Origin of the sequence: Enterobacter sp. BIDMC 26 (assembly GCF_000534435.1) — a bacterium.
Classification (GTDB): domain Bacteria; phylum Pseudomonadota; class Gammaproteobacteria; order Enterobacterales; family Enterobacteriaceae; genus Enterobacter; species Enterobacter ludwigii.
Genome location: NZ_KI973182.1, coordinates 4487870 through 4508939 on the forward strand (window position 1 = coordinate 4487870; position 21070 = coordinate 4508939).

Genomic DNA, 21070 nt, shown 5'->3' on the forward strand with positions numbered 1-21070 from the left:
GGCAGCTTGCTGCCCTGCAGGATTTGACGATGTACACCAAAACGGGCAACAGTGCCTACACCGCTGTTTCACTGGACAGCCAGATCACCGGCGCCACGCCGCACCAGCTGATCGTCCTGCTGTATGACGGAGCGATCAACGCCATGAAGCGCGCAGAAATCTACTTCCAGTCCGGCAATATCGCCCGTCGAGGCGAGATGATTTCCCGCGCCATCAATATTATCGACAACGGCCTGCGCGCCGGGCTGGATCACGAGAAGGGCGGGAAAATCGCCGAAGAGCTGGAGAGTCTGTACGACTATATTTCCCGTACGCTGCTGGAGGCGAATCTCAACAAATCCGGCGAAAAGCTGCCGCACCTTATCGCCCTGATGACAGGCATGGCTGAAACCTGGCAGGCCATTGCGCCACAGCAAAAGCAGGTGAAACATGGATAAGGATGTTATTGCGCTGATTGAAGAATTGCTTATCAGCAATGCGACGCTGCGTCAGCAGGCTGAGGCTGGCGAATGGGATCTGTTTCTTGACGAGTCCGTGGCGTACACGATGGGGATGAGAACGTTGTGTGATATCGATTTAACCCAACTGGCGCAGTACAACAAAGCGCCCGTCAGCGCGCAACTGGCGACGCTATTGGAGAACGACGCCCTGTTAACGCAGGCTATTCAGGGGCGTCTGACCACCATTAGTACCGAACTCTCCGCCATGCGCAAATCCAGTACAATGGCAAAAGCCTACACGGCGGTTTAATCCCTTTACTGATTGCCGGGTGGCGCTGCGCTTACCCGGCCTACCCAACCTGTAGGCCCGCGCAAGCGCAGCGCCGCCGGGCAAAAAAAAGCCCACCAGAGGCGGGCAAAAGAGGACAACGCAGACAGGAATGTTCAGATGCTGATGTTGTACTTGCGGCCAGAAGGCAACTGGCTGGATTCTCCCGCCGGACCATAGAGCGCGTTTGCATGACCCACATGGTCGATGGCCTTGCGGATATGCTGATTTTTTTTCATATGACTTTGCAGCAGTGATTCCACTTTTTGATTCAGCGCCTTGGTGCTGCGTACCTTCTCATGCACCAGCTGCCAGCTGGCAAACAGCTTACCGAGCCCCGGGTAGGGGGCTTCAGTGCCACAGATCTGCTCCTGCTGGCGGCGCATGTCGTCGTAATACTGGAGCGTGGTCAGCAGCTGGTTTTTGTTATCCGCAAGCACCTGCAGCGACACCGGGTTGATCTGCGTGCGGTTGAGCTGATTCACCTCTTCAATCATGATCGCCTCCAGTTCATCCAGAGACGTTTTCATCTGCGCGAGTATCGGGTAAAGCTTGTCCATAAGAGGCCTGTAAACGGTTAAAACTGAAACATGTCCTGCACCATGGCCTGAGCAATTTTCTCAGGTTCAATGCGCAGAGTACCTGCCGACAGCGCGGCGCGAAGTTCATTTACGCGTGCGTAATCCACATCGCGGCTGTCGTCGGTCTGGATCTTTTTGGTTAATTCGCTCAGGGTGACGTTCGTATTGTCGCGCTTGTCTGAACGCGTTGCGGCAGCGTCACGTTCCTGAGGTTGCGTACGGGCGCGCAGATCCTGAGTCGGGGCGATTTTCGCAATCGGCGCAGTGGTCTGGCTGCTGTTGATGCTCATGGTTGTCCTCGCAAATCAATTTATCTACTCAATACTTCTTTCATCGGTGATTCAAAGAAAACCTAAAATTTATTATTGAGAAATAATCATCACCTGACCGTCGGCCGCCACTTTGCCGCTGACGGTGCGCCCGCCTGTTGTTTTCACCTTCAGCACGTCATCTACTGCGGCATTGTTCAGCGCCTTGCCCTGGCTGCGGATCCGAAAGCCCGATCCGGCGGTCACCAGCTCCACCGTCTGCCCGGCACGCAGCCGCCACTGCTGGCGCAGCTGGTTTTCCAGCAGCGGTTTACCGGCGTCGATGGCGCGCGTGAGGCGCTGGCCAATAATCGCGTCGGCGTTAAAGATTAAGCCGCCGGGCTGGTTGTCCAGAATGCCGGTAACGGGCTCAATGTCGCTGCGCTGCACAATCGCGCCACCGGGCAGGCTCTGGCTGGCAATCCACCAGGTGCCCTGGGCGCTAATGCGCACCGGCAAAAAGTGTCGACGTGCGCCGCACTGGGCCAGCACCGTGCGTTTGCCGGTCAGACGACTGTCGCGCCCCACCAGGCTCAGTTCGGGGTTATAGCACACCGCAGAAAGCTGGGCAGACGTGGCGAGCAGGGTCACGGTGCGTACCACTTCGCCGTTGCTCTCCGGCTGTTTGATCAGGGCATCCAGCTTAAGCAGCAATCGCTTCTTCGCCGTCTGGTCAGACGGTATGCTGGCGGTAGCAGACGCAGAGCAGAGCAAGACGACCATCGCCGCGCTGAATAATCGGAGCTTCATCTTATTGCCTTAATACGGTATTTAATTTATAAAACGTGGCGAAATTATATACGCAGTGGCGCGGCTTTTATTGCCTTAAATAATGACACTTCTGACGGCATTTACCTTCTTCATTTTTTTATCGCTCTTTTCATTATTCCGATTTCCCTAAATAGGCTTATTTCTGTCGGGTCTTCGCAGTGTGATATTTCACCTTCGCTGTCTACACTATCGCAGTTTAAATAACGCGAGACAGGAGTTCTGTTGTCATGAATAAACTTGATGACGCCTTTCGCTTTCAACAGCAGGCGTTAGGTTTGCTGTCGCGCCGTCAGGATATTTTGGCTTCGAATATTGCGAATGCCGATACCCCTGGCTACCAGGCGCGGGATATAGATTTTCCTCAACAGCTAAAAGCGGCCATGGAAAATAACACCCTGGCGAAATCACCCGTATCACTGGCATTAACGTCAAATAAGCATATCGAAGGCAAAGCGATGCCGTTTGACGACAGTCAACTGCTTTATCGCATTCCGGATCAGCCGAGTGCCGACGGCAATACCGTGGATATGGATCGTGAGCGCGTCAATTTTGCGGATAACGCCGTGAAATATCAGTCGGGACTGACGTTCCTTGGCGCGGATATTAAGAAAATGATGACTGTGCTCAGTCAGGGGTAATTAGTGATGTCGCTCTTTAGCGTATTTGATATTTCAGGCTCGGCGATGGCGGCCCAGTCCCGCCGTCTTAACGTCAGCGCCAGCAATATGGCCAACGCCGACAGCGTGGCGGGGCCGGACGGCCAGCCGTACCGCGCCCGTCAGGTGGTGTTCGAGGTCGATAACGCCGTCGGTCAGGATATTGGCGGCGTGCAGGTCCGCGACGTGGTGGAGAGTAGCGCCCCGGACCGCCTGGTGTATGAGCCGGGCAATCCGCTGGCGGATGAGCAGGGCTATGTGCGCATGCCCAACGTCAACGTGATGAACGAGATGGTCAACACCATCTCCGCCTCCCGCAGCTACCAGGCCAACGTGGAAGTAATGAACTCCGCCAAAAGCCTGATACTGAAAACATTAACGCTTGGTCAGTAAGGACGCATATGGCGGTCTCTTCGATTAACAACAGCAGCGGCGCAGGTGGCACCGGTACAGGAAACAGCGCGGCGGATCTGTCGAATCAGTTTATGACCCTGTTGGTCGCGCAGATGAAAAATCAAGATCCCACCAATCCGATGGATAACAACCAGCTTACCTCGCAGCTGGCGCAGTTCAACATGGCTGCGGGGGTCGAGAAGCTCAACAGCTCGGTGGCGGGGGTTCAGGCAATGATGATTCAGCTCGGCAGCATGAGTGCCTCAGCCTGGGTGGGCCGTAGCGTGCTGATAGAAGGGGAGGCAAAAGTCTCTTTCGGCGAACCAGAAGGAATTGGTATCCATCAGGTTGGCGCGGATCGTCCGGGCGGTTCGGACGATTTCCACTTCGCGTTGACGGGTGATGCAGAAACGGTGACCGTCACGCTGCACGACGGTGACAAGGCGTATATCGCAGAGCTCAAGAATGTGAAGCAGGGGATGAATACCTTCAACCTGGACGACCTGGAAAACTTTAAGCCGGAGCCGGGGCCGCCGCGCGACAGGGAATACACCCTCTCCTTTGAGGCCAGCAATTCAGAGGGTGAAAACCCAGAAGTGATTGGGCTGGTTCAGGATCAGGTGCAGGGCGTCACGATGGATCCGAGCGGGCCGATTCTGCATCTGCTGAATAATGATCCGATTGGCATGAACAAAGTCTTTGTTATTCAAAAATAATCTGGAAATAAATTATGGGGTTTTCACAAGGTCTTAGCGGCCTGAGTGCCGCTGCAAAAGCGCTGGATGTGGTGGGTAACAACATCGCCAACTCCCAAACGGTAGGGTTTAAAGCAGGTTCTGTTTCGTTTGCCGATATCTTTGCCGGTTCAACCGGGATGGGGGTGCAGGTCGCTGGTGTGAGTCAGAATTTTGGCGACGGCGCGTTGATGAACGGTGCCTCTGCACTGGATATGGGGATTTCCGGTCGGGGCTTTTTCCGCATGGTTGACGAAGCGGGCAGCGTTTTCTACGGTCGCAACGGCCAGTTTGAGCAGGATGAAAACGGCTTTATCGTTAATAAAACCAACGGTCTATTTTTAACCGGTTACCAGGCGACGGATGGGGTGATTAACCCTGGTGCGCAAGTCGGGCCGATTCGCATCCCAACGGATGATATTCCACCGGCGGCGTCCACCAAAGGTTCAGTAGCTGGCAACCTGAAGTCCGATGATAAAATTATCCCGGCGACGCCAGGCTTTGATCCAGGCAACGCAGACACCTACAACTACGTCAGCGAAGTGACCGCCACCGACAGCCTGGGAAATAAGCACGCCATTAAAGTGTATTACGTGCATACCGCAGAAGGTGAGTGGAAAGTGCACGCTCAGGACTCAACTGCGCCTGGTGCTGCTGGTGGATGGAGCGAGCAGACGCTTAAGTTTGGCACCGACGGCAAGCTTACCGCGCCGGTGACATTGAACATCAAGGGTGCGGCTTACACCGGCTCAGCTGCGCTGGATTTGAATCTCGATCTGAATATCACCCAAAACGCCAGCGATACCCAGGTCAAGCTCGACGAGATTGACGGCCAGGCACCGGGTAAATTTAACAACTATCAGGTCAGTGACACCGGCGAAGTGATCGCCATCTACAGCAACGGCAAGCGTCAAACCGTGGCGCAGGTGGTGCTGGCCGATTTTGCCAACGTGGGCGGTCTGGCGCAGCAGGGGAACAACCTGTGGGCGGAGACGGCACAATCCGGCCAGCCGTTCCTCGGTACCTCCGGTACTGGCAGCTTTGGCGATATCAGCGGCAATATGCTGGAGTCCTCCAACGTGAACCTGGGTGACGAGATGGTCAACATGATCGTCTATCAGCGCAACTACCAGTCCAACTCACAAACCATCAAAACCCAGTCTGAAGTGCTGCAGACGCTGGTTAACCTGCGTTAAGGCTGAACGATGGATCGCGCTATCTATACCGCCATGAGTGCCGCCAACGCGGCACTCAACCGCCAGGCGGTCACCGCAAACAATCTGGCAAACAGCTCCACCGCGGGCTTTCGCGCCCAACTGGCGGCCTTCCGCTCGATGCCCATCGAAGGGGAAAGCCTGCGTACCCGCGCGCTGGTGGCGGAGTCGACGCCGTTTCACGACACCACCATGGGGCCGATTACCCATACCGGCCGCAGCCTCGACGTGGCGCTGCCGCAGAACGGCTGGCTGGCGGTGGCGCTGGACGACGGCAGTGAAGGCTACACCCGCAACGGCGCTATCGAGGTGGATCAGGACGGGGCGCTCAGCGTCAACGGCCGTCCGCTGATGGGCGACGGCGAGCCGCTGGAGGTGCCGCCACAATCCCACGTCACCATCGGCAGCGACGGCACCGTGTCGGCGCTCGGCATGGGCGACGACCCGACAGCGCTGGTGCCGGTGGGCCGCCTCAAGCTGGTCAATGCCGACATGAACGAGATGGTACACGGCGACGACGGGCTGTTCCGCACCGCAGGCGGCAACCCGCTGGCACAGGACGAAACCCTGCGCCTGACGCCGGAGGCCATCGAGGGCAGCAACGTCAGCCCGGTGCAGATGATGACGGCGATGATCGCCAACTCCCGCGGCTTCGACATGAATATGAAGGTGATCCGCACCGCCGACGAAAATGCCCAGAAGGCCAACCAGCTATTAAGCGTGAGCTAAGGCCGCGCAAGGAGTCTCTATGATTCGTTCTTTATGGATCGCAAAAACCGGGCTGGAAGCTCAGCAGCTCAATATGGACGTCATATCCAACAACCTGGCGAACGTCAACACCAACGGCTTTAAGCGTCAGCGCGCCGTGTTTCAGGATCTGCTCTATCAGAACATGCGCCAGCCTGGCGCTCAGGCGACCGAGCAGAACACCCTGCCGAGCGGCCTGCAACTGGGTACCGGCGTGCGTCCGGTGGCAACGCAGCGCGTTCACACCCAGGGTGGAATTAACCCGACCGGTGATGAGTACGACGTGGCCATTGAAGGGGAAGGGTTCTTCCAGGTGCAGATGCCGGATGGCAGCACCGCCTACACCCGCGACGGCCACTTCTCGAAAAGCCCGGACGGCCAGTTGGTGAATGCCGAAGGTTACCCGATCCAGCCGGGGATCGTGATCCCGCAGGATGCCACCAAACTGAATATCGGCAGTGACGGTATTGTCAGCGTGAAGGTGCCGGGTCAGGCGGAAGAGCAGCAGATAGGCCAGCTGACGCTGACCACCTTCGTTAACAACGCAGGGCTCGAAAGCATCGGCGGCAATCTCTACAAAGATACCCAGTCGTCCGGCGCGCCGAACGAGCTGAACCCGGGCATGGAGAGTGCGGGCACCCTGAAGCAGAGTTACGTGGAAATCTCCAACGTCAACGTGGCGGAAGAGCTGGTGACCATGATTCAGGTGCAGCGCGCTTACGAAATCAACAGTAAGGCGGTATCGGCATCGGATCAGATGCTGCAGCGTCTTTCCCAGCTGTAATCCTCTCTCTGGCCGCTCGCGCGGCCAGATATTTTATCGACACTGAAATGAAAATATTGTCTATGTACATTCCGGCGGCCGCGCTGCTGGCAAGTACGCTGCTGCTCGGCGGCTGCGCGCACATTATGCAAAAGCCCCTCGTCGAGGGTCCTACCACGGCAACACCATTACCGATGGCACCGGCGGCCACCGGCGGCTCACTGTTTCAGGCCGGGCAGGCCATGAACTACGGCTATCAGCCCATGTTTGAAGACCGCCGCCCGCGCAACGTGGGCGACACGCTGACCATCCTGCTGCAGGAGAACGTGAGCGCCAGCAAAAGCTCTTCCGCCAGTGCCAACCGTAATGGATCGGCCGGTATGGGGCTGATCGCGGTACCCTCAAAACTCAACAGCTGGCTGGGCGATGGCAAAGCGGATTTTGAAGCCGAAGGTAAAAACGATTTCGCAGGCAAGGGCGGCGCGGCGGCACGCAACACCTTTACCGGCACCATCACTGTGACCGTGAAAGAGCTGCTGCCCAACGGCAACCTCGGCGTGGTGGGTGAGAAGCAGATCGCCATCAACCAGGGCACCGAATTCATCCGCTTCTCCGGGGTGGTGAACCCGCGCACCATCAGCGGCAGCAATACCGTGCCGTCCACCCAGGTGGCGGATGCGCGCATTGAGTACGTCGGCAACGGCTACATCAACGAAGCGCAGAACATGGGCTGGCTGCAACGCCTGTTCCTGAACCTTTCTCCTTTCTGATATGACCATGAAAAAAGAATCTATCCTGTTTTTTCTCAGCATCCTGCTCTACGGCATGACGCTGGCGGTACCCAACGTGGTCCACGCGGAACGTATCCGCGATCTGGCAACGGTGCAGGGCGTGCGTTCCAACTCCCTGATGGGCTACGGCCTGATTGTCGGTCTTGACGGGACCGGTGACCAGACCATGCAGGCGCCGTTCACCGGCCAGAGCCTGAACAATATGCTCTCGCAGCTGGGGATCACCGTCCCGCCGGGCACCAATATGCAGCTGAAAAACATTGCGGCGGTGATGGTCACCGCCGAGCTGCCGCCGTTTGCCCGTCCGGGCGACAAGCTGGACATTGTGGTCTCCTCGGTGGGCAACGCCAAAAGCCTGCGCGGCGGCACACTGCTGATGACCCCGCTGAAAGGGGCCGATAACCAGATCTACGCCATTGCCCAGGGCAACATTCTGATCTCCGGTGCGGGCGCGCAATCGGGCGGCAGCCGCGTGCAGGTGAACCAGCTTAACGGCGGACGTATCAGCGGCGGGGCGACCGTGGAGCGGGAAGTGCCGAACGATTTCGCCACCCAGAGCATTGTGCGTCTGCAGCTCAACGAGACTGATTTCTCGCTGGCGCAGCAGATCAGCGACGCCATTAACCAGCGCTACAGCGGTGGAGCTGCGTTGCCGGAAGATGCCCGCACCGTGCGCCTGTTCGCGCCGCCGGACGGTCCGTCCCGCGTGCGTTTCCTGGCCGACATTCAGGACATTCCGCTACGGGTGAACGTGCAGGACGCGAAGGTGATTGTGAACTCACGTACCGGCTCGGTGGTGATGAACCGCCACGTCTCGCTCGATTCCTGCGCCGTGGCACACGGCTCGCTGACGGTAGAGGTGATGCAGAACAACATCATCAGCCAGCCCGATACGCCATTTGGCGGCGGGGAGACGGTGGTGGTACCGCAGACCGATATCTCGGTGCGTGACAGCGGCGGCTCGCTGCAGCACGTGCGCAGCAGCACCGATCTGAACGCGGTGATCCGTGCACTGAATAGCCTTGGTGCCACGCCAAACGAGCTGATGTCGGTTTTGCAGGCAATGAAAAACGCCGGCTGTCTGCGGGCGAAGCTGGAGGTGAACTGATGAATGCCTTCGACAAGCTCGATCAACCCGCCTTTGATGTCCGTTCGCTGGATACCTTAAAACGGGAGGCCGGGCGGCAAACGCCCGGCGCACTGAAAGCGGCGGCAAAGCAGATGGAGGGCATTTTCGTGCAGATGATGATGAAGAGCATGCGCGATGCCACCTTTAAGGACGATCTGCTGAGCAGCCAGTCTTCCGAGATGTACACCGCCATGCACGATCAGCAGGTTGCACAAAATATTGCCGGGAGTGGTCAGCTCGGCTTTGCCGATCTTATCGTCCGCCAGCTGGGCGGCAAGCGTGAGGCTCCTGCCACAACGGTGAGCACACCGGGACGCGACTTTATGCGATCGGATCTTGCTTCGGCTCCGGCCACCGGGCCACTGCGCCTGCCTGCGCCGGTTTCGTTAGCCAAACCGGCAGAAGGGGCGCATCCGTTTATTGCCCGTCTGTTGCGCCCGGCCCAGGCGGCCGCGCAGCAAAGCGGGCTGCATCCGCACCTGATCCTCGCCCAGGCGGCACTGGAGTCCGGCTGGGGCAAACGCGAAATTCCGGCGGCGGATGGTCGTCCGAGCCACAACCTGTTTGGCATTAAAGCGACGGGAGGCTGGCGCGGCAAAACCACCGAAATCACTACCACCGAATACATTAACGGCGTGAAGCAGAAGGTGAAAGCGGCGTTCCGTGTCTATGACTCATATGAACACGCCCTCGCGGATTACGCAAAGCTGCTGACCAAAAATCCGCGCTATCGCGGCGTGGTGCAGTCCGACTCGCCGGAACAGGGGGCAAAGGCGCTGCAGGCGGGGGGCTATGCGACCGATCCGGCCTACGCCAAAAAAATCATCACCATTATTCAGAAGGTGAAAGGCGATATTCAGCAGGGCGTGAACGCGTATAAAAACGATCTCGACAAAATTTTTTAGTAATTCCTGTCATCACCGATGAAATAAGCAGAGCCATTAACATCTGGTCCGGAAAGAAAGGCCGGGCCCGCAATCAGGGAATATCCAGAACCTATGAATAATTTATTTAATTTAGCCAGAAACGGCCTCGGTGTGGCGCAGGCCGCCATTCGGGTGACGGGTGACAACCTGACCAACGGCATGTCCGCCAATTATAGCCGCCGCAGCCTGATTATCGGTGAGCTTGGCGGTATGTCCACCGGGCAGGGATTTTTTGGTTACGGTGCCCGCGCCAGCGGCGTTGAGCGTGCTTATGATGCGTTTGCTAACAACCAGCTACGGGATTCACTGTCCAGCTACTCCTCCCATAACGAACGACTGAAACAGCTATCGGATATCGACAATATGCTGGCCGATGAGGCGGATAACGTCTCCGTTTCTCTGGGCAAGCTATTTAAGGATATGGCGACGCTGAGCGGCGATCCGGCGGATGGCCCGGCGCGTGCGGCGGTATTTACCTCACTCGACGTACTGGCAAACCGCTATAACGCCAGCGCCAAACGTCTCTCCGGCCTTGAAAAGAGCACGAATAGCCAGATTGAAAGCAGCGCGAAGGATATCAACAGCTTTACCGAGCAATTGGCGCAGTTGAACAAACAGCTGGAGCGTGCGCAGGGAAATGGCGCACCGCCCGCCGATCTGCTCGACCAGCGTGACGCGCTGCTGGAAGGGCTGAGCGAACAATTGGGCATTACCGTGACCGAAGACCAAATCTCGGGTCGTGTGAGCGTCACGCTCGCCGATGGACGCCCGCTCGTTTCAGAGGGTACCGCGTACAAGTTGCAAACTTCGCCGTCGGATGCCGATCCCAACAAGGTGATTGTGTCATATGTGGATGCGAACGGCAAAGCGTCCCCATTGGATGAGAACAGCATCACCAAAGGCCGCTTGGGTGGGTTGTTCAAGTTCCGCAACGAGGATCTCGTCGTCGCGCGTCAGGATCTGGATCAGATCGCCTTTATGATGGCGCACCGGATGAACGAACAGAACGGCGAAGGGCTTACGCCTGACGGTACGCCGGGTGGCGACCTCTTCTCTCTGTCCGATATCAAAGCCATTGCGAATGCGAAAAACGGCGGAAGTGATGCGCTGGATCATATCAAGGTCACTGATTTCAAACAGGTGAAATCTGAAAACTATGACATCAGCTTTGACGGCACTGACTGGGTCGTTATCGGCGCTGATGGTCGTAACGTTCCTCTTGATCCCGCTGCACTGCCAGATGCGCTTAAGTTTGATGGGATTGAAATTACCCTGCCAGCGCTTGCTACCACCGTGCCCGGAGATAAATTCAGTCTCAACCCAATGGCAGGCGCAGCCGAAGGCATTAGCCGTAAGATAACCAGTGCGCAGGAGTTTGCGGCAGCCGACCTGGCGGGCGGTGAGGGGAATAACAAAAACCTCGAAAAGATGCTGGAAATTCAGAATGAGAAACTGATCGGTGACGACACGCTGAGTGCAGCCTATGCCAGCCTGGCGGGGAAAATAGGTGAAAGCGCTCGCGAGGTCAGATCCTATGCCACCAGCGCCGAAACTGATTTGCGTACCAAATACGACACCAAACAGTCGCTCTCAGGAGTGAATATGGACGAGGAATATATCAACCTCGATATGTTCAGACAGTATTACAACGGCAACGCGCAGCTGCTAAAAACCGCAACCGCGATGTTTGATGCCCTGCTGGCCATCCGATAAGGAAAAAATGATGCGAATCAGTACGCTTTATATGTACCAGCAAAGTTCAGAGTCGATGACAAAACGCATGAGCCAGAGCAACGAGGCTTATCTGCGGATGTCGGCGGGGAAAACATTGCTTAAAGCCTCGGATGACCCGACAGCCGCGACCGACGCGGTGAAACATCAGGACGCACTGGCAAAGCTGGAGATGTACAGCAGCGTGCGTGCGCGCGTGCGCAGTGCGCTGGAGTTTCAGGACCATATTCTGAACGGCGCGGGTAACCTGATGACTACCACCCTGAAGGAAAAAATCGTCGCCGCGGGATCTGATGCCTACTCTGACGAGGATCGACAGGCGCTCGGAAAAGAGATTGAGGGGATACGCGCGAATATGCTGGGTTTAGCTAACAGTCGCGACGCGTCCGGTCGCTATATTTTTAGCGGTTTTAATACTCATACTCCTGCATTTGATGAGGATGGCGTGTATCAGGGCGGAAGTGAAGCGCGTAAGCAAACCGTTGCTGACGGGACGGAGATGCAGACCGGCCACCTCGGGAATGAGATCTTCGATGATGTTTTTGTTCTTCTCGATAAAGCCGTTACGGAATTATCCCGGGACCCGATTAATTACGACGATATGCGCGCTGTGCTTGAAGCGACCAGCAAAGGCATTGATGACGGTATCGACCGCCTGGGTAAAGCCCAGGCCGAGCTGGGCACCAACCTGCTGCAGCTTGACGCCCTGGATTTAACTGGAAACGTCCTGATTAATGACACCATTGTCAAAGTGCAGGATGCCATCGGCTCGGATACCGGCAAGCTTGTCACGCTGGTATCGGAATCGCAGATGTCCGAGTTGGCGTTCAATGCCTCGATGTATGTATATAAAAATATGCAGAACATGAATCTGTTTAATATGTAACGCGAATTTCCACTTAATTTACTTTTCTTCAGGCGCCACCGCGCACGGTTAAACCGCGCGCGGGAGGTGAAAAACTATGTTAACGAAACTCAAAATTTATAGCGCAATCAGCCTTATTATTTGCCTCTTTGCGGTCATACTGTTCGGCGTAACCGCTTATTCCGTTTATGACGCCGTCGCCAATAACAATAATTTTAAACGTATTATTGTCGCCTCTGAAAATAACGATCAGATGCGCGATTCGGCCTACAACATCAGCGCGGTGATGGCCAATACCAACGGCCTGATGCTGCAGGCGGCGCTGGGTAACCCGGTCTCTGAGAATGTCACTAAACACACGGTGAATGTGGTGAAACTTGCGCGTCGTAATATGGATGCGTTTATGGCTTCACCGTTTAACACCCCGGAAGAGAGTCGTCTGGCGGCCGAGGTGAACGCAGCGTTCAATGAGGTGTATAAAGTGGCTGAAATCAAACTGGGTTATCTGCAAAACCCGGCAGGATATTCGGGCTCGCTGGAACACGACATGGAGCTGCGTACCGCGCTGCGTTTGAAGGTTGAACAGTATACGGTTGCCAGCGCCCGCTTGAGCGAGAGCTATATTCAGGACTCTGAGCGCGGCTACCAGATTATGCTGGGCCTCGGCGTTGCGGTGTTAATTCTGGCCGTCGGGCTGCTGTTCGCGGTGCGTTACTGGCTGCGCAACACCCTGGTGCGCCGTATGGAAACGACCGTTGAGATGCTGCGTCGCGTGGCGGCGGGCGATCTCAGCCAGAAAATTAACAGCGGCAGCCAGAATGAAATCGGCAGTATGCTGGCCGAACTTGAAACCATGCGCACCTCCCTGACCAGCACCATTCTGGGGATCCGCGACAGCGTGCAGCGCATTCACACCAATGCCCAGGAAATTGCTCACGGCAATAACGATCTCTCCTCCCGTACGGAAGAGCAGGCCGCGGCGCTGCAGGAGACGGCGGCGAGCATGGAGCAGATCAAAACCACCGTGCGCCAGAACGCCGACAACGCCCATGCCGCGCGCGAGCTGGCGGAAAGTGCGAGCAATAATGCCCATAACGGCGGAGAGGTGATGCAGAGCTTGGAGCAGATCATGGCGCAAATTACCACCAGCTCGCGTCAGATTGCGGATATCAACGGCGTCATCGACAGCATTGCCAACCAGACCAACATCCTTGCTCTCAACGCGGCAGTAGAGGCGGCACGTGCCGGTGAGCAGGGGCGTGGTTTTGCTGTGGTGGCTGAAGAAGTGCGTAACCTGGCGAAGCGCAGCGCCGATGCGGCCAAAGAGATCAACCAGCTGATTAATACCAGCGTGAGTAATATTGATATTGGTTCGCGTCAGGTTGGGCAGGCTAGTACGGTGATGCAGGAGATCGTGACCTCTGTGTCGCAGGTGACGCAGATTATGGGTGAAATCACCTCGGCGTCGGACGAGCAGAGCGCGGGTATCAACCAGATTTCGCAGGCCGTCAATGAAATGGATCTGGTGACCCAGCAGAACGCGGCGATGGTGGAAGAAGCGGCAATGGCCGCGGGCGATCTGGAAGCGCAGTCTGATGCGCTGGAAAAACTGGTGGCGCAGTTCAGGCTAAACCATGAGAGCGCGGTTGCGAAGGTGACGGTTGAAGCGAATAAGCCCCAGCGTCAAAAAGAATCCGATCTGGCCCAGTGGGAAACCTTTTAATCACGGTAATTGCCGTCATTAATAATGCTAATTTGCTAAATGGCGTATTAATAAAAGCGAAGTAACAGTATGTGCATTTTTATAAAGGCTTATCGCACTATTTGAATGCGCCATTTCACCGGATAATTCTCAAAGAGAATAGCAGGTGGAATGCAATCGTGAACGGTATGTACACGGCCGAAGGGCTGGAAGATAAATCGGTAGTCTGGTCAAAATATCACTATCTGGTGCGGCAGGAAGCATTGCTGTTACATAAGCGGCTTCCTGCCAGCGTCGAGCTGGATGATTTAATTCAGGCGGGTTCGATAGGTTTTTTAAGTGCGGTAGAGAGTTTCGACCCGAAAAAAGGGGTGACGCTCTCGGCGTGGATCACCCAGCGGGTGAAATGGGCATTATTAGATGAGTTGAGAGAAAGTGACTGGGTACCGCGTCGGGTACGAACCCATACGCGGGCAATTGTCGCCATTATTCAGCAAATCGAACAGAAAAAAGGGGGCGAAGCCACCGAGGCTGAAATTGCAGAGCGCATGGGGGTGTCCCTGCAGGAATTTCATCAGATGCTGGCGGATAATAATTCCAGCCAGATGTATTCGGTTGATGAGCTGCAGGAAAATTACGCCGATAGCTGGGAAACGAGTGATGATGAGAATGAGCAGCTTAATCCGCTGAATGATACCATCAGGCAAAATTTGCTGGAACAGATCGCTGAGCATGTTCAGTTTATACCCGAAAGAGAGCAGGTAATGTTGCATCTTTATTACTTGCAGGATTTGAATATGAAAGAGATTGGGCTGGTGTTGGGGATCACCGAAACGCGCGTGAGCCAGTTACACAGCCTGGCCGTTAAAAGGTTAAGAAGCCGTATGGAGTCAGCGCACAGATAATTACAGAGTGTTAACATTTATAATGTTAATTCTGTGAATAAGGCAGGGTTAATGGTTGAAATCAAGGTTTAATAACGTTTAATAACGTTTAATAACGCTTTATTGGCTTTTTAAATCAGGGCTTTAACATCATTTCGAAGATTTAGGGGGATTTCTGTCGCTTGTTCGGAAAATGCTTAGTGTTTATGATTTTGCCAGTTTTGTGATGCAGCCTCCTTTGGCATTGATATGACCGTGTCGCATTTACTGAGGAAGATGACTTACCTCAGTGAATATCAATACCAAAAGACTCTCTGCATCAGTTCGGAAACGTAATTTATCTAAACTGACATGCCAGCTATTGGCTGAATAACATTGGGAGTTTTCGCCTGTGTCTAATTTCGACGAGTACCTGCAAAATATTCATGATATTAATCTGTCCTATCTTCTGCTGGCGCAGCAGCTGATTCGCCAGGATAAATTTGCGGCCGGTTTTCGCCTCGGGTTATCTGAAGGAACCATCGATAACCTGAAAGAGCTTTCGTTGCCACAGTTAATGAAACTGGCAACAACCAACCAGCTTATTTGTCGCTTGCGTGTTGACAATGAGGTGGTCATTGAAAATTTGACGAAGGATTCGCGTATTGAAGCCCTTCAGCAGATTCACACGGGTATTATCTTGTCGACCAATCTTCTTAACGCCTTAAGCGAAGAAGAAGCCGTCGCAGCAGAGGGGGCATAATAATGTGTGATGAAAAAAGTCTGCTGCAGGAAATCGAAGAGGTGAATATTGCCATGGGATTAATCTCCCTCGGGGCGAGAATGCAGGTGCTGGAATCGGAAACGTCGCTGAGCCGTCGTCGTCTGCTTCGGTTATATAAAGAATTACGCGGTTGTCCACCGCCGAAAGGCATGCTGCCTTTTTCTGAAGACTGGTTTATGTCGTGGGAGCAGAATATTCATTCCTCGATGTTCTACAACATTTACCTGTATTTGAAAAAGACCGAGCAGGGGCGTTCGATTGAAATGCTGATGAAGACCTATCGTCTTTATCTGGAACAGTGCAGTTCCTGTGCCGATGAGAAGCCGGTGCTGGGTCTGACCCGTGCCTGGACATTATTACGTTTTATCGACTGCGGCATTATTTCGCGTAAAGCCTGCAGCGTGTGTGGCGGTGGGTTTATCGTCACCACCGAATTTCTTAAAAACCCATTTACCTGCAGCTTATGCAGTCCGCCCTCGCGCGCGCTTAAAAAATCCCAGGTGAGCAATACCGGACTTCTGGGCACGTTTGCGGCGCCGGAAATCATGACGGCGTAACCCCAGACGGACGGCTGTGCGCAAGATGGCGTTTACCTGATGCCGGGAGGATCGGTATCGGTCAAAAAGTAGAAGGAGAGAGTGTGTTAGTTATTGTTGGCTATCTTGTTGTCATATTGACCGTTTTCGGTGGTTTTCTTCTGTCCGGCGGTAACCTGATGGCGCTGTTTCAGCCGCTGGAATTGCTGATTATTGGCGGTGCCGGGGTCGGGGCGTTTATTGTCGGAAACAATATTAAATCCCTGAAGTCGACGGGGAAGGCGTTGGTAAAAATCTTTGTCGGTAAGCGCTACAACAAAGCGGTGTATATGGACCTGATGGCGCTGATGTTCCTGCTGCTCTCCCAGAGCCGCGTTCGCGGGCTGATGTCGCTGGAAAAGGATATAGAAGACCCGCAGAACAGTGATATTTTTAGCGCCTATCCCCGTCTGATGAGCGACCCGATGCTCGCCAACTTTATCCTCGACTACTTCCGCCTGATGATTGGCGGCAGCATGAATTCCCATGAGATCGAAGCCCTGATGGACGAAGAGATCGAAACCTGCGAAGAGGAGCTGGAAGTACCTGCTCATAGCCTGAACACCGTGGGCGACGCATTTCCAGCATTCGGTATCGTGGCGGCGGTGATGGGTGTAGTAAACGCGCTGGGCTCCGCGGATCGCCCGGCGGCAGAGCTGGGGATGCTGATTGGCCACGCGCTGGTGGGCACTTTCCTCGGGATCCTGATTGCCTATGGTTTTGTCTTACCGCTGGCGACATTGCTGCGCCAGAAGAGTTCTGACCAGGTCAAAGTCCTCCAGTGTATTAAAGTCACGCTGCTCTCAAGCCTCAACGGCTATGCGCCGCAGATTGCCGTGGAGTTCGGTCGTAAAACGATTTTTACCAGCGAACGCCCATCGTTTGAAGAGCTGGAAGAGCACGTGCGTGAAGTGAAATCTAACGCCTCGCTGAAAACCAAAACCTCGGACAGCGCCGCATGAAGAACATCACGCCTGTCATCATTTCACGTAAGCGTAAGAAGAAAAAACATGCCCATCACGGTGGGACATGGAAGATTGCCTATGCCGATTTTATGACGGCCATGATGGCATTCTTTCTGGTGATGTGGCTGCTGTCGCAGTCCACGGACATGGAAAGGGAGTTGATTGCCGATTACTTCCGTATGCCGCTGAAACCAGCCATGGCCAACGGCGATAAAACCAGCCTGAGCGACAGCGTCATTCCAGGGGGAGGGGATGACATTCTCAAGCGGCAGGGTGAGGTGTTTAAAGGACAAATTGCCAGTATCGATAAACACAAGCGTTTTGAAAGCCTGAAGCAGGCGAAAGAGAAGCTGCAGAAGATGATCGAAACCGATCCGCGGCTCAATAACTTTAAATCCAACATCCTGCTCAACCTCACCAACGACGGTCTGCTGATCCAGATCACCGACTCGCAGGACCGCCCGATGTTCCGCGTCGGCAGCGAACTGCCGGAATCCTACATGAACGGCATTCTGCAGGCGCTGGTGCCGCTGCTGCAGGAGTTGCCCAACGCGCTGAGCCTGACGGGACACACCGACTCGCTGCCGTATGCCGGTGGCTACGGCGGCTATAGCAACTGGGAACTCTCTGCCGGGCGCGCGAATGCCGCCCGCCGGGTATTAGTCCGGGGCGGCCTTAACGATGAGCGCTTCTTACGCGTGATCGGCACCGCCAGCCGGATGCCGCTGGAGAACACGCCGCCGGAAAGCGCGGTGAACCGCCGCATCAGCATTCTGGTCGTCAGTCGCTCGAAAGCGCAGGAGATCCGTCTGGAAGATACGCAGGCCCAGCGCGCAGAGAGCGTGCTGAACGATATCAATCTGCAAAACGTGCAGGGTTATACCGATGGACATGAATGATTTTTCGCACATCTTCTTTACCGAGGCGGAAGAGCTGCTGGCCGAAATGGAACAGCAGCTGCTGCAGCTTGACGTGGCGGCGCCGGATCAGGAGCAGCTGAACGCCATATTTCGTGCCGCACACTCGCTGAAAGGGGGCGCGGCCACCTTTGGATTTACCGCATTACAGGAGACGACCCACCTGCTGGAGAATCTCCTTGACCAGGCTCGGGCAGGGGAGAGAACGCTCAGTCGCTCAATCATCAACCTTTTTCTGGAATGTAAGGACATTATGCAAGCGCAGCTGGAAGCCTATCAGTCTTCGCAGGAGCCTGATGAAGCACGTTATCGCTATATCTGTGAAGCTCTGAAGGAGATTGCTCTTGAAGGCCAGCCGCCTTCGACGCCAGCGGCGACACCGGCCCCCGTGCCCGCGCCAGCCAGTACGGAGCAGGAAGCGGAAACCACGCTGGTGGTGACCCTGCGTAACGTTGAGGCGCGCGAGCAGGCGACGCTGCACGACGAGCTGAGCAATATCGGCGAGATTAACGACGTTGAGGTGACGTCAGACAGCATGACCGTCACGCTGCGGACCACTGCCACGGCGGACGATATTACCGCCGTGCTCTGCTTTGTGCTCGACAGCAAGCAGATTGAGGTCCGCCCGGCACAAGTCAGACCGCCGGTACCGACGCCAGTTGCGGTGCCAGAGACTGTTGTCAAAAAAACGCCGCCTGCGCCTCGTCCGGCCAGTCAGGAGTCGGGCAGCATTCGCGTGGCGGTGAGTAAAGTCGACCAGATCATCAACCAGGTCGGTGAGCTGATTATCACCCAGGCGATGCTCTCCCAGCTGTCCCGCACCCTTGATCCGGCCAGTTGCGATCTGCTTTCCGGCTGTGTGGCGCAGATGGAGCGCAACACCCGCGAGCTGCAGGAGTCGGTGATGTCCATCCGTATGATGCCGATGGATTACGTCTTTAGCCGCTTCCCGCGTCTGGTGCACGACCTGGGCTCCCGCCTGAATAAAAAGGTCGAGCTGACCCTGAAAGGTGGTTCCGCCGAGCTGGATAAGAGCCTTATCGAGCGCATTATCGACCCGCTGACCCACCTGGTGCGTAACAGCCTTGACCACGGTATTGAAGAGAAAGAGGTGCGCGCCGCAAAAGGTAAACCGGTGACCGGGAACCTGACGCTTTCGGCCGAACATCACGGTGGCAATATCGTGATTGAGGTTAGCGACGACGGGGCGGGGCTGAACCGGGAGAAAATTCTCGCCAAAGCCCGCTCGCAGGGGATGACCATCAGCGACACCATGAATGATGACGACGTGTGGATGCTGATCTTCGCCGCCGGTTTCTCTACCGCCGAGAGCGTGACGGATGTCTCCGGGCGTGGCGTCGGCATGGACGTAGTGCGACGCAACATTATGGCGATGGGCGGGCACGTGGACGTGCTCTCGACGCCGGGGGCCGGGACCACCATTCGCATTATTCTGCCGCTGACGCTGGCGATCCTCGACGGCATGCTGGTGAAGGTGGGGGACGAGATTTACGTCCTGCCGCTGGGCGCGGTGATGGAGTCGCTGCGGCCGACCGACGACATGCTGTGCCGCTTTGTCGGTGAAGAGCGCCTGCTGCAGGTGCGCGGCGAATATCTGCCGCTGGTGCTGCTGCGCCAGCGTCTCTCGGTGGCGGGTGAGGGCCCAGCCGACGACGGCATTGTGGTTATCGTGCAAAGCGCGGGCTGCCGCTATGCACTGTGGGTCGATCAGCTTATCGGCCAGCAGCAGGTGGTGGTTAAGAACCTTGAACATAACTACCGCAAAGTACCTGGCGTCTCCGCTGCCACCATCCTCGGCGATGGCAGCGTGGCGCTGATCCTTGATGTGGTTGAGCTTTCGACGCTCAACGCGCCACAACCCCTGAGGGAGGGGATAAACGCATGACTGTAGCAACCGCCAGTAAACCCGCCGCAACCGACGCCATCGCGCAGGAGTACCTGGTATTCCGCCTGGGCGACGAAGAGTACGGCATTGATATTCTCAAAGTGCAGGAGATCCGCGGCTGCGATCGCCTGACGCGGATCCCGAACGCTCCGAATTTTATTACCGGCGTGACCAACCTGCGCGGCGTGATTGTGCCGATTGTCGATCTGCGCGTGCGCTTTGACCTGCCCGATCCGTCGCAGGACGACAAAACGGTGGTCATTGTGCTCAATCTGAATGACCGCGTGGTGGGCATCGTGGTTGACGGCGTGGCGGACGTGCTGTCGATTGACGTGGATAACATCAAGCCGACCCCGGACGTGGCCTCGGTGCTCTCTGGCCGCTACCTGCTTGGGCTGGGCGTGCTCGACAGCCGAATGATTATTCTAGTGAATATTGAGATGCTGCTGAGTCGCGAAGAGATGTCGCTGGTGAATTCGGTGACCGAGTCATACATCGACTCCCGCTAAGGCGCATCCCGCTTTCTGTATACGCATCAGCAGTGGAGGTTGTTGCTGATTCATAAGTCGCTATTATGAATGTTCGAGTTTCCAGAAAGTGCTAAGGATTGCCAGAATCTATGCCTGTCAATTTCGACCTCAACGATCTTTATGCCTTCAGAGCGCTGGTGGAGTACGGTAACTTCCGCATCGTGGCGGAATCTATCTGCCTTTCTCAGTCCGCATTAAGCCGCCGCAATGAAAAGCTGGAGACCGCCGTCGGCGCGAAACTGTTCGATAGTAACACCCGGAGCGTGATGCTGGCGCTCGTCGGGCAGACCTTTGCCGACCGCTGCGGGCAACTTCTGGAAAACGTGGAGTCGATGCTGGCGGATATCGACAAGGTGAGCGAGGAGCGCACCAGGCTTATCACCGTCGCCACCGTGCCGTCGGCGGCCTGCCATTTTATGCCGGAGGTGATCCGCCAGTTTCACCGCCGCTA

24 protein-coding genes and 1 pseudogene are annotated in these 21070 nt (G+C 55.8%); 22 read left to right on the forward strand and 3 right to left on the reverse strand.

The features are described from left to right. Positions 1-29 precede the first annotated feature (29 nt). Together fliS and fliT are read left to right on the forward strand one after the other, a co-directional pair. A complete protein-coding gene (fliS, locus tag L462_RS02425; RefSeq protein WP_013097788.1) occupies positions 30-437 on the forward strand; it encodes a flagellar export chaperone FliS in 408 nt (135 codons plus the stop codon). Next, complete coding sequence (fliT, locus tag L462_RS02420; RefSeq protein ID WP_032679462.1) at positions 430-750, forward strand: flagellar protein FliT; 321 nt, start codon at positions 430-432, stop codon at positions 748-750. The genes fliS and fliT overlap by 8 nt, the downstream gene beginning before the upstream one ends. Before the next feature lie 134 nt (positions 751-884). Here the strand turns inward: fliT and L462_RS02415 are convergent, their stop codons facing one another. The 3 genes from L462_RS02415 to flgA form a co-directional block, all read right to left on the reverse strand. Continuing rightward, on the reverse strand, positions 885-1328 hold the full coding sequence (locus tag L462_RS02415) for a flagella synthesis protein FlgN (protein ID WP_032679463.1): 444 nt from the start codon (positions 1326-1328) through the stop codon (positions 885-887). A 17-nt stretch (positions 1329-1345) separates the two neighbouring features. Beyond that, on the reverse strand, positions 1346-1639 hold the full coding sequence (gene flgM, locus L462_RS02410; protein WP_032679464.1) for a flagellar biosynthesis anti-sigma factor FlgM: 294 nt from the start codon (positions 1637-1639) through the stop codon (positions 1346-1348). Between the two features lie 72 nt (positions 1640-1711). Continuing rightward, positions 1712-2407, reverse strand: a complete 696-nt coding sequence (gene flgA, locus L462_RS02405; protein ID WP_032679465.1) for a flagellar basal body P-ring formation chaperone FlgA — start codon at positions 2405-2407, stop codon at positions 1712-1714. A gap of 248 nt (positions 2408-2655) precedes the next feature. Between flgA and flgB the strand changes: the two genes are divergently transcribed. The 20 genes and pseudogenes from flgB to L462_RS02305 form a co-directional block, all read left to right on the forward strand. Then, positions 2656-3066, forward strand: a complete 411-nt coding sequence (gene flgB / locus L462_RS02400; RefSeq protein WP_032679466.1) for a flagellar basal body rod protein FlgB — start codon at positions 2656-2658, stop codon at positions 3064-3066. Positions 3067-3072: 6 nt separating this feature from the next. Further along, on the forward strand, positions 3073-3477 hold the full coding sequence (gene flgC / locus L462_RS02395) for a flagellar basal body rod protein FlgC (RefSeq protein ID WP_032679467.1): 405 nt from the start codon (positions 3073-3075) through the stop codon (positions 3475-3477). Positions 3478-3485: 8 nt separating this feature from the next. Then, positions 3486-4193 carry a flagellar hook assembly protein FlgD gene (locus tag L462_RS02390; RefSeq protein WP_032679468.1) on the forward strand — a complete coding sequence of 236 codons (708 nt, stop codon included), beginning with the start codon at positions 3486-3488 and terminating at the stop codon, positions 4191-4193. A gap of 14 nt (positions 4194-4207) precedes the next feature. Further along, positions 4208-5407, forward strand: a complete 1200-nt coding sequence (gene flgE / locus L462_RS02385) for a flagellar hook protein FlgE (RefSeq protein WP_032679469.1) — start codon at positions 4208-4210, stop codon at positions 5405-5407. A gap of 9 nt (positions 5408-5416) precedes the next feature. Beyond that, positions 5417-6154 carry a flagellar basal body rod protein FlgF gene (locus L462_RS02380; RefSeq protein WP_032679470.1) on the forward strand — a complete coding sequence of 246 codons (738 nt, stop codon included), beginning with the start codon at positions 5417-5419 and terminating at the stop codon, positions 6152-6154. 19 nt (positions 6155-6173) lie between these two features. Then, positions 6174-6956, forward strand: coding sequence for a flagellar basal-body rod protein FlgG (flgG, locus tag L462_RS02375; RefSeq protein ID WP_032679471.1), 783 nt, complete (start codon positions 6174-6176; stop codon positions 6954-6956). Between the two features lie 47 nt (positions 6957-7003). Continuing rightward, the gene (locus L462_RS02370; RefSeq protein WP_050595769.1) at positions 7004-7705 is read left to right on the forward strand and encodes a flagellar basal body L-ring protein FlgH; all 702 of its coding nucleotides are present in this window, start codon (positions 7004-7006) and stop codon (positions 7703-7705) included. 1 nt (position 7706) lies between these two features. After that, entirely contained in the window at positions 7707-8834 is a 1128-nt protein-coding gene (locus L462_RS02365) for a flagellar basal body P-ring protein FlgI (RefSeq protein ID WP_032679473.1), read from the forward strand. Further along, positions 8834-9760 carry a flagellar assembly peptidoglycan hydrolase FlgJ gene (flgJ, locus tag L462_RS02360; RefSeq protein ID WP_032679474.1) on the forward strand — a complete coding sequence of 309 codons (927 nt, stop codon included), beginning with the start codon at positions 8834-8836 and terminating at the stop codon, positions 9758-9760. The genes L462_RS02365 and flgJ overlap by 1 nt, the downstream gene beginning before the upstream one ends. Positions 9761-9853: 93 nt before the next feature. Then, entirely contained in the window at positions 9854-11494 is a 1641-nt protein-coding gene (gene flgK / locus L462_RS02355; RefSeq protein WP_032679475.1) for a flagellar hook-associated protein FlgK, read from the forward strand. Between the two features lie 10 nt (positions 11495-11504). Then, the gene (gene flgL, locus L462_RS02350; protein WP_032679476.1) at positions 11505-12398 is read left to right on the forward strand and encodes a flagellar hook-associated protein FlgL; all 894 of its coding nucleotides are present in this window, start codon (positions 11505-11507) and stop codon (positions 12396-12398) included. A 76-nt stretch (positions 12399-12474) separates the two neighbouring features. Continuing rightward, complete coding sequence (locus L462_RS02345; RefSeq protein ID WP_032679477.1) at positions 12475-14100, forward strand: methyl-accepting chemotaxis protein; 1626 nt, start codon at positions 12475-12477, stop codon at positions 14098-14100. A gap of 158 nt (positions 14101-14258) precedes the next feature. Next, on the forward strand, positions 14259-14984 hold the full coding sequence (gene fliA, locus L462_RS02340) for an RNA polymerase sigma factor FliA (RefSeq protein ID WP_032679478.1): 726 nt from the start codon (positions 14259-14261) through the stop codon (positions 14982-14984). A 370-nt stretch (positions 14985-15354) separates the two neighbouring features. After that, entirely contained in the window at positions 15355-15705 is a 351-nt protein-coding gene (gene flhD / locus L462_RS02335) for a flagellar transcriptional regulator FlhD (protein WP_032679479.1), read from the forward strand. A 2-nt stretch (positions 15706-15707) separates the two neighbouring features. Further along, entirely contained in the window at positions 15708-16283 is a 576-nt protein-coding gene (flhC, locus tag L462_RS02330; protein ID WP_032679480.1) for a flagellar transcriptional regulator FlhC, read from the forward strand. Between the two features lie 83 nt (positions 16284-16366). After that, on the forward strand, positions 16367-17263 hold the full coding sequence (gene motA / locus L462_RS02325; protein WP_032679481.1) for a flagellar motor stator protein MotA: 897 nt from the start codon (positions 16367-16369) through the stop codon (positions 17261-17263). After that, positions 17260-18165, forward strand: a complete 906-nt coding sequence (motB, locus tag L462_RS02320) for a flagellar motor protein MotB (RefSeq protein ID WP_032679482.1) — start codon at positions 17260-17262, stop codon at positions 18163-18165. The genes motA and motB overlap by 4 nt, the downstream gene beginning before the upstream one ends. Continuing rightward, positions 18152-20089 (forward strand): chemotaxis protein CheA, encoded by a 1938-nt coding sequence (gene cheA, locus L462_RS02315; RefSeq protein ID WP_032679483.1) that lies wholly within the window; start codon positions 18152-18154, stop codon positions 20087-20089. The genes motB and cheA overlap by 14 nt, the downstream gene beginning before the upstream one ends. Next, positions 20086-20598, forward strand: a complete 513-nt coding sequence (locus L462_RS02310; RefSeq protein WP_032679484.1) for a chemotaxis protein CheW — start codon at positions 20086-20088, stop codon at positions 20596-20598. Before cheA ends, L462_RS02310 begins: the two co-directional genes overlap by 4 nt. A gap of 110 nt (positions 20599-20708) precedes the next feature. Continuing rightward, positions 20709-21068 (forward strand): annotated as a pseudogene (locus L462_RS02305) (LysR family transcriptional regulator); the annotation flags it as partial. Positions 21069-21070: the final 2 nt, after the last annotated feature.

Bases quoted from the DNA above. Each gene is read 5' to 3' on its own strand.
- fliS (WP_013097788.1), top strand. From the start codon at position 30: ATGTACACCAAAACGGGCAACAGTGCCTACACCGCTGTTTCACTGGAC.
- fliT (WP_032679462.1), top strand. From the start codon at position 430: ATGGATAAGGATGTTATTGCGCTGATTGAAGAATTGCTTATCAGCAAT.
- L462_RS02415 (WP_032679463.1), bottom strand. From the start codon at position 1,328: ATGGACAAGCTTTACCCGATACTCGCGCAGATGAAAACGTCTCTGGAT.
- flgM (WP_032679464.1), bottom strand. From the start codon at position 1,639: ATGAGCATCAACAGCAGCCAGACCACTGCGCCGATTGCGAAAATCGCC.
- flgA (WP_032679465.1), bottom strand. From the start codon at position 2,407: ATGAAGCTCCGATTATTCAGCGCGGCGATGGTCGTCTTGCTCTGCTCT.
- flgB (WP_032679466.1), top strand. From the start codon at position 2,656: ATGAATAAACTTGATGACGCCTTTCGCTTTCAACAGCAGGCGTTAGGT.
- flgC (WP_032679467.1), top strand. From the start codon at position 3,073: ATGTCGCTCTTTAGCGTATTTGATATTTCAGGCTCGGCGATGGCGGCC.
- L462_RS02390 (WP_032679468.1), top strand. From the start codon at position 3,486: ATGGCGGTCTCTTCGATTAACAACAGCAGCGGCGCAGGTGGCACCGGT.
- flgE (WP_032679469.1), top strand. From the start codon at position 4,208: ATGGGGTTTTCACAAGGTCTTAGCGGCCTGAGTGCCGCTGCAAAAGCG.
- L462_RS02380 (WP_032679470.1), top strand. From the start codon at position 5,417: ATGGATCGCGCTATCTATACCGCCATGAGTGCCGCCAACGCGGCACTC.
- flgG (WP_032679471.1), top strand. From the start codon at position 6,174: ATGATTCGTTCTTTATGGATCGCAAAAACCGGGCTGGAAGCTCAGCAG.
- L462_RS02370 (WP_050595769.1), top strand. From the start codon at position 7,004: ATGAAAATATTGTCTATGTACATTCCGGCGGCCGCGCTGCTGGCAAGT.
- L462_RS02365 (WP_032679473.1), top strand. From the start codon at position 7,707: ATGACCATGAAAAAAGAATCTATCCTGTTTTTTCTCAGCATCCTGCTC.
- flgJ (WP_032679474.1), top strand. From the start codon at position 8,834: ATGAATGCCTTCGACAAGCTCGATCAACCCGCCTTTGATGTCCGTTCG.
- flgK (WP_032679475.1), top strand. From the start codon at position 9,854: ATGAATAATTTATTTAATTTAGCCAGAAACGGCCTCGGTGTGGCGCAG.
- flgL (WP_032679476.1), top strand. From the start codon at position 11,505: ATGCGAATCAGTACGCTTTATATGTACCAGCAAAGTTCAGAGTCGATG.
- L462_RS02345 (WP_032679477.1), top strand. From the start codon at position 12,475: ATGTTAACGAAACTCAAAATTTATAGCGCAATCAGCCTTATTATTTGC.
- flhC (WP_032679480.1), top strand. From the start codon at position 15,708: ATGTGTGATGAAAAAAGTCTGCTGCAGGAAATCGAAGAGGTGAATATT.
- motB (WP_032679482.1), top strand. From the start codon at position 17,260: ATGAAGAACATCACGCCTGTCATCATTTCACGTAAGCGTAAGAAGAAA.
- cheA (WP_032679483.1), top strand. From the start codon at position 18,152: ATGGACATGAATGATTTTTCGCACATCTTCTTTACCGAGGCGGAAGAG.
- L462_RS02310 (WP_032679484.1), top strand. From the start codon at position 20,086: ATGACTGTAGCAACCGCCAGTAAACCCGCCGCAACCGACGCCATCGCG.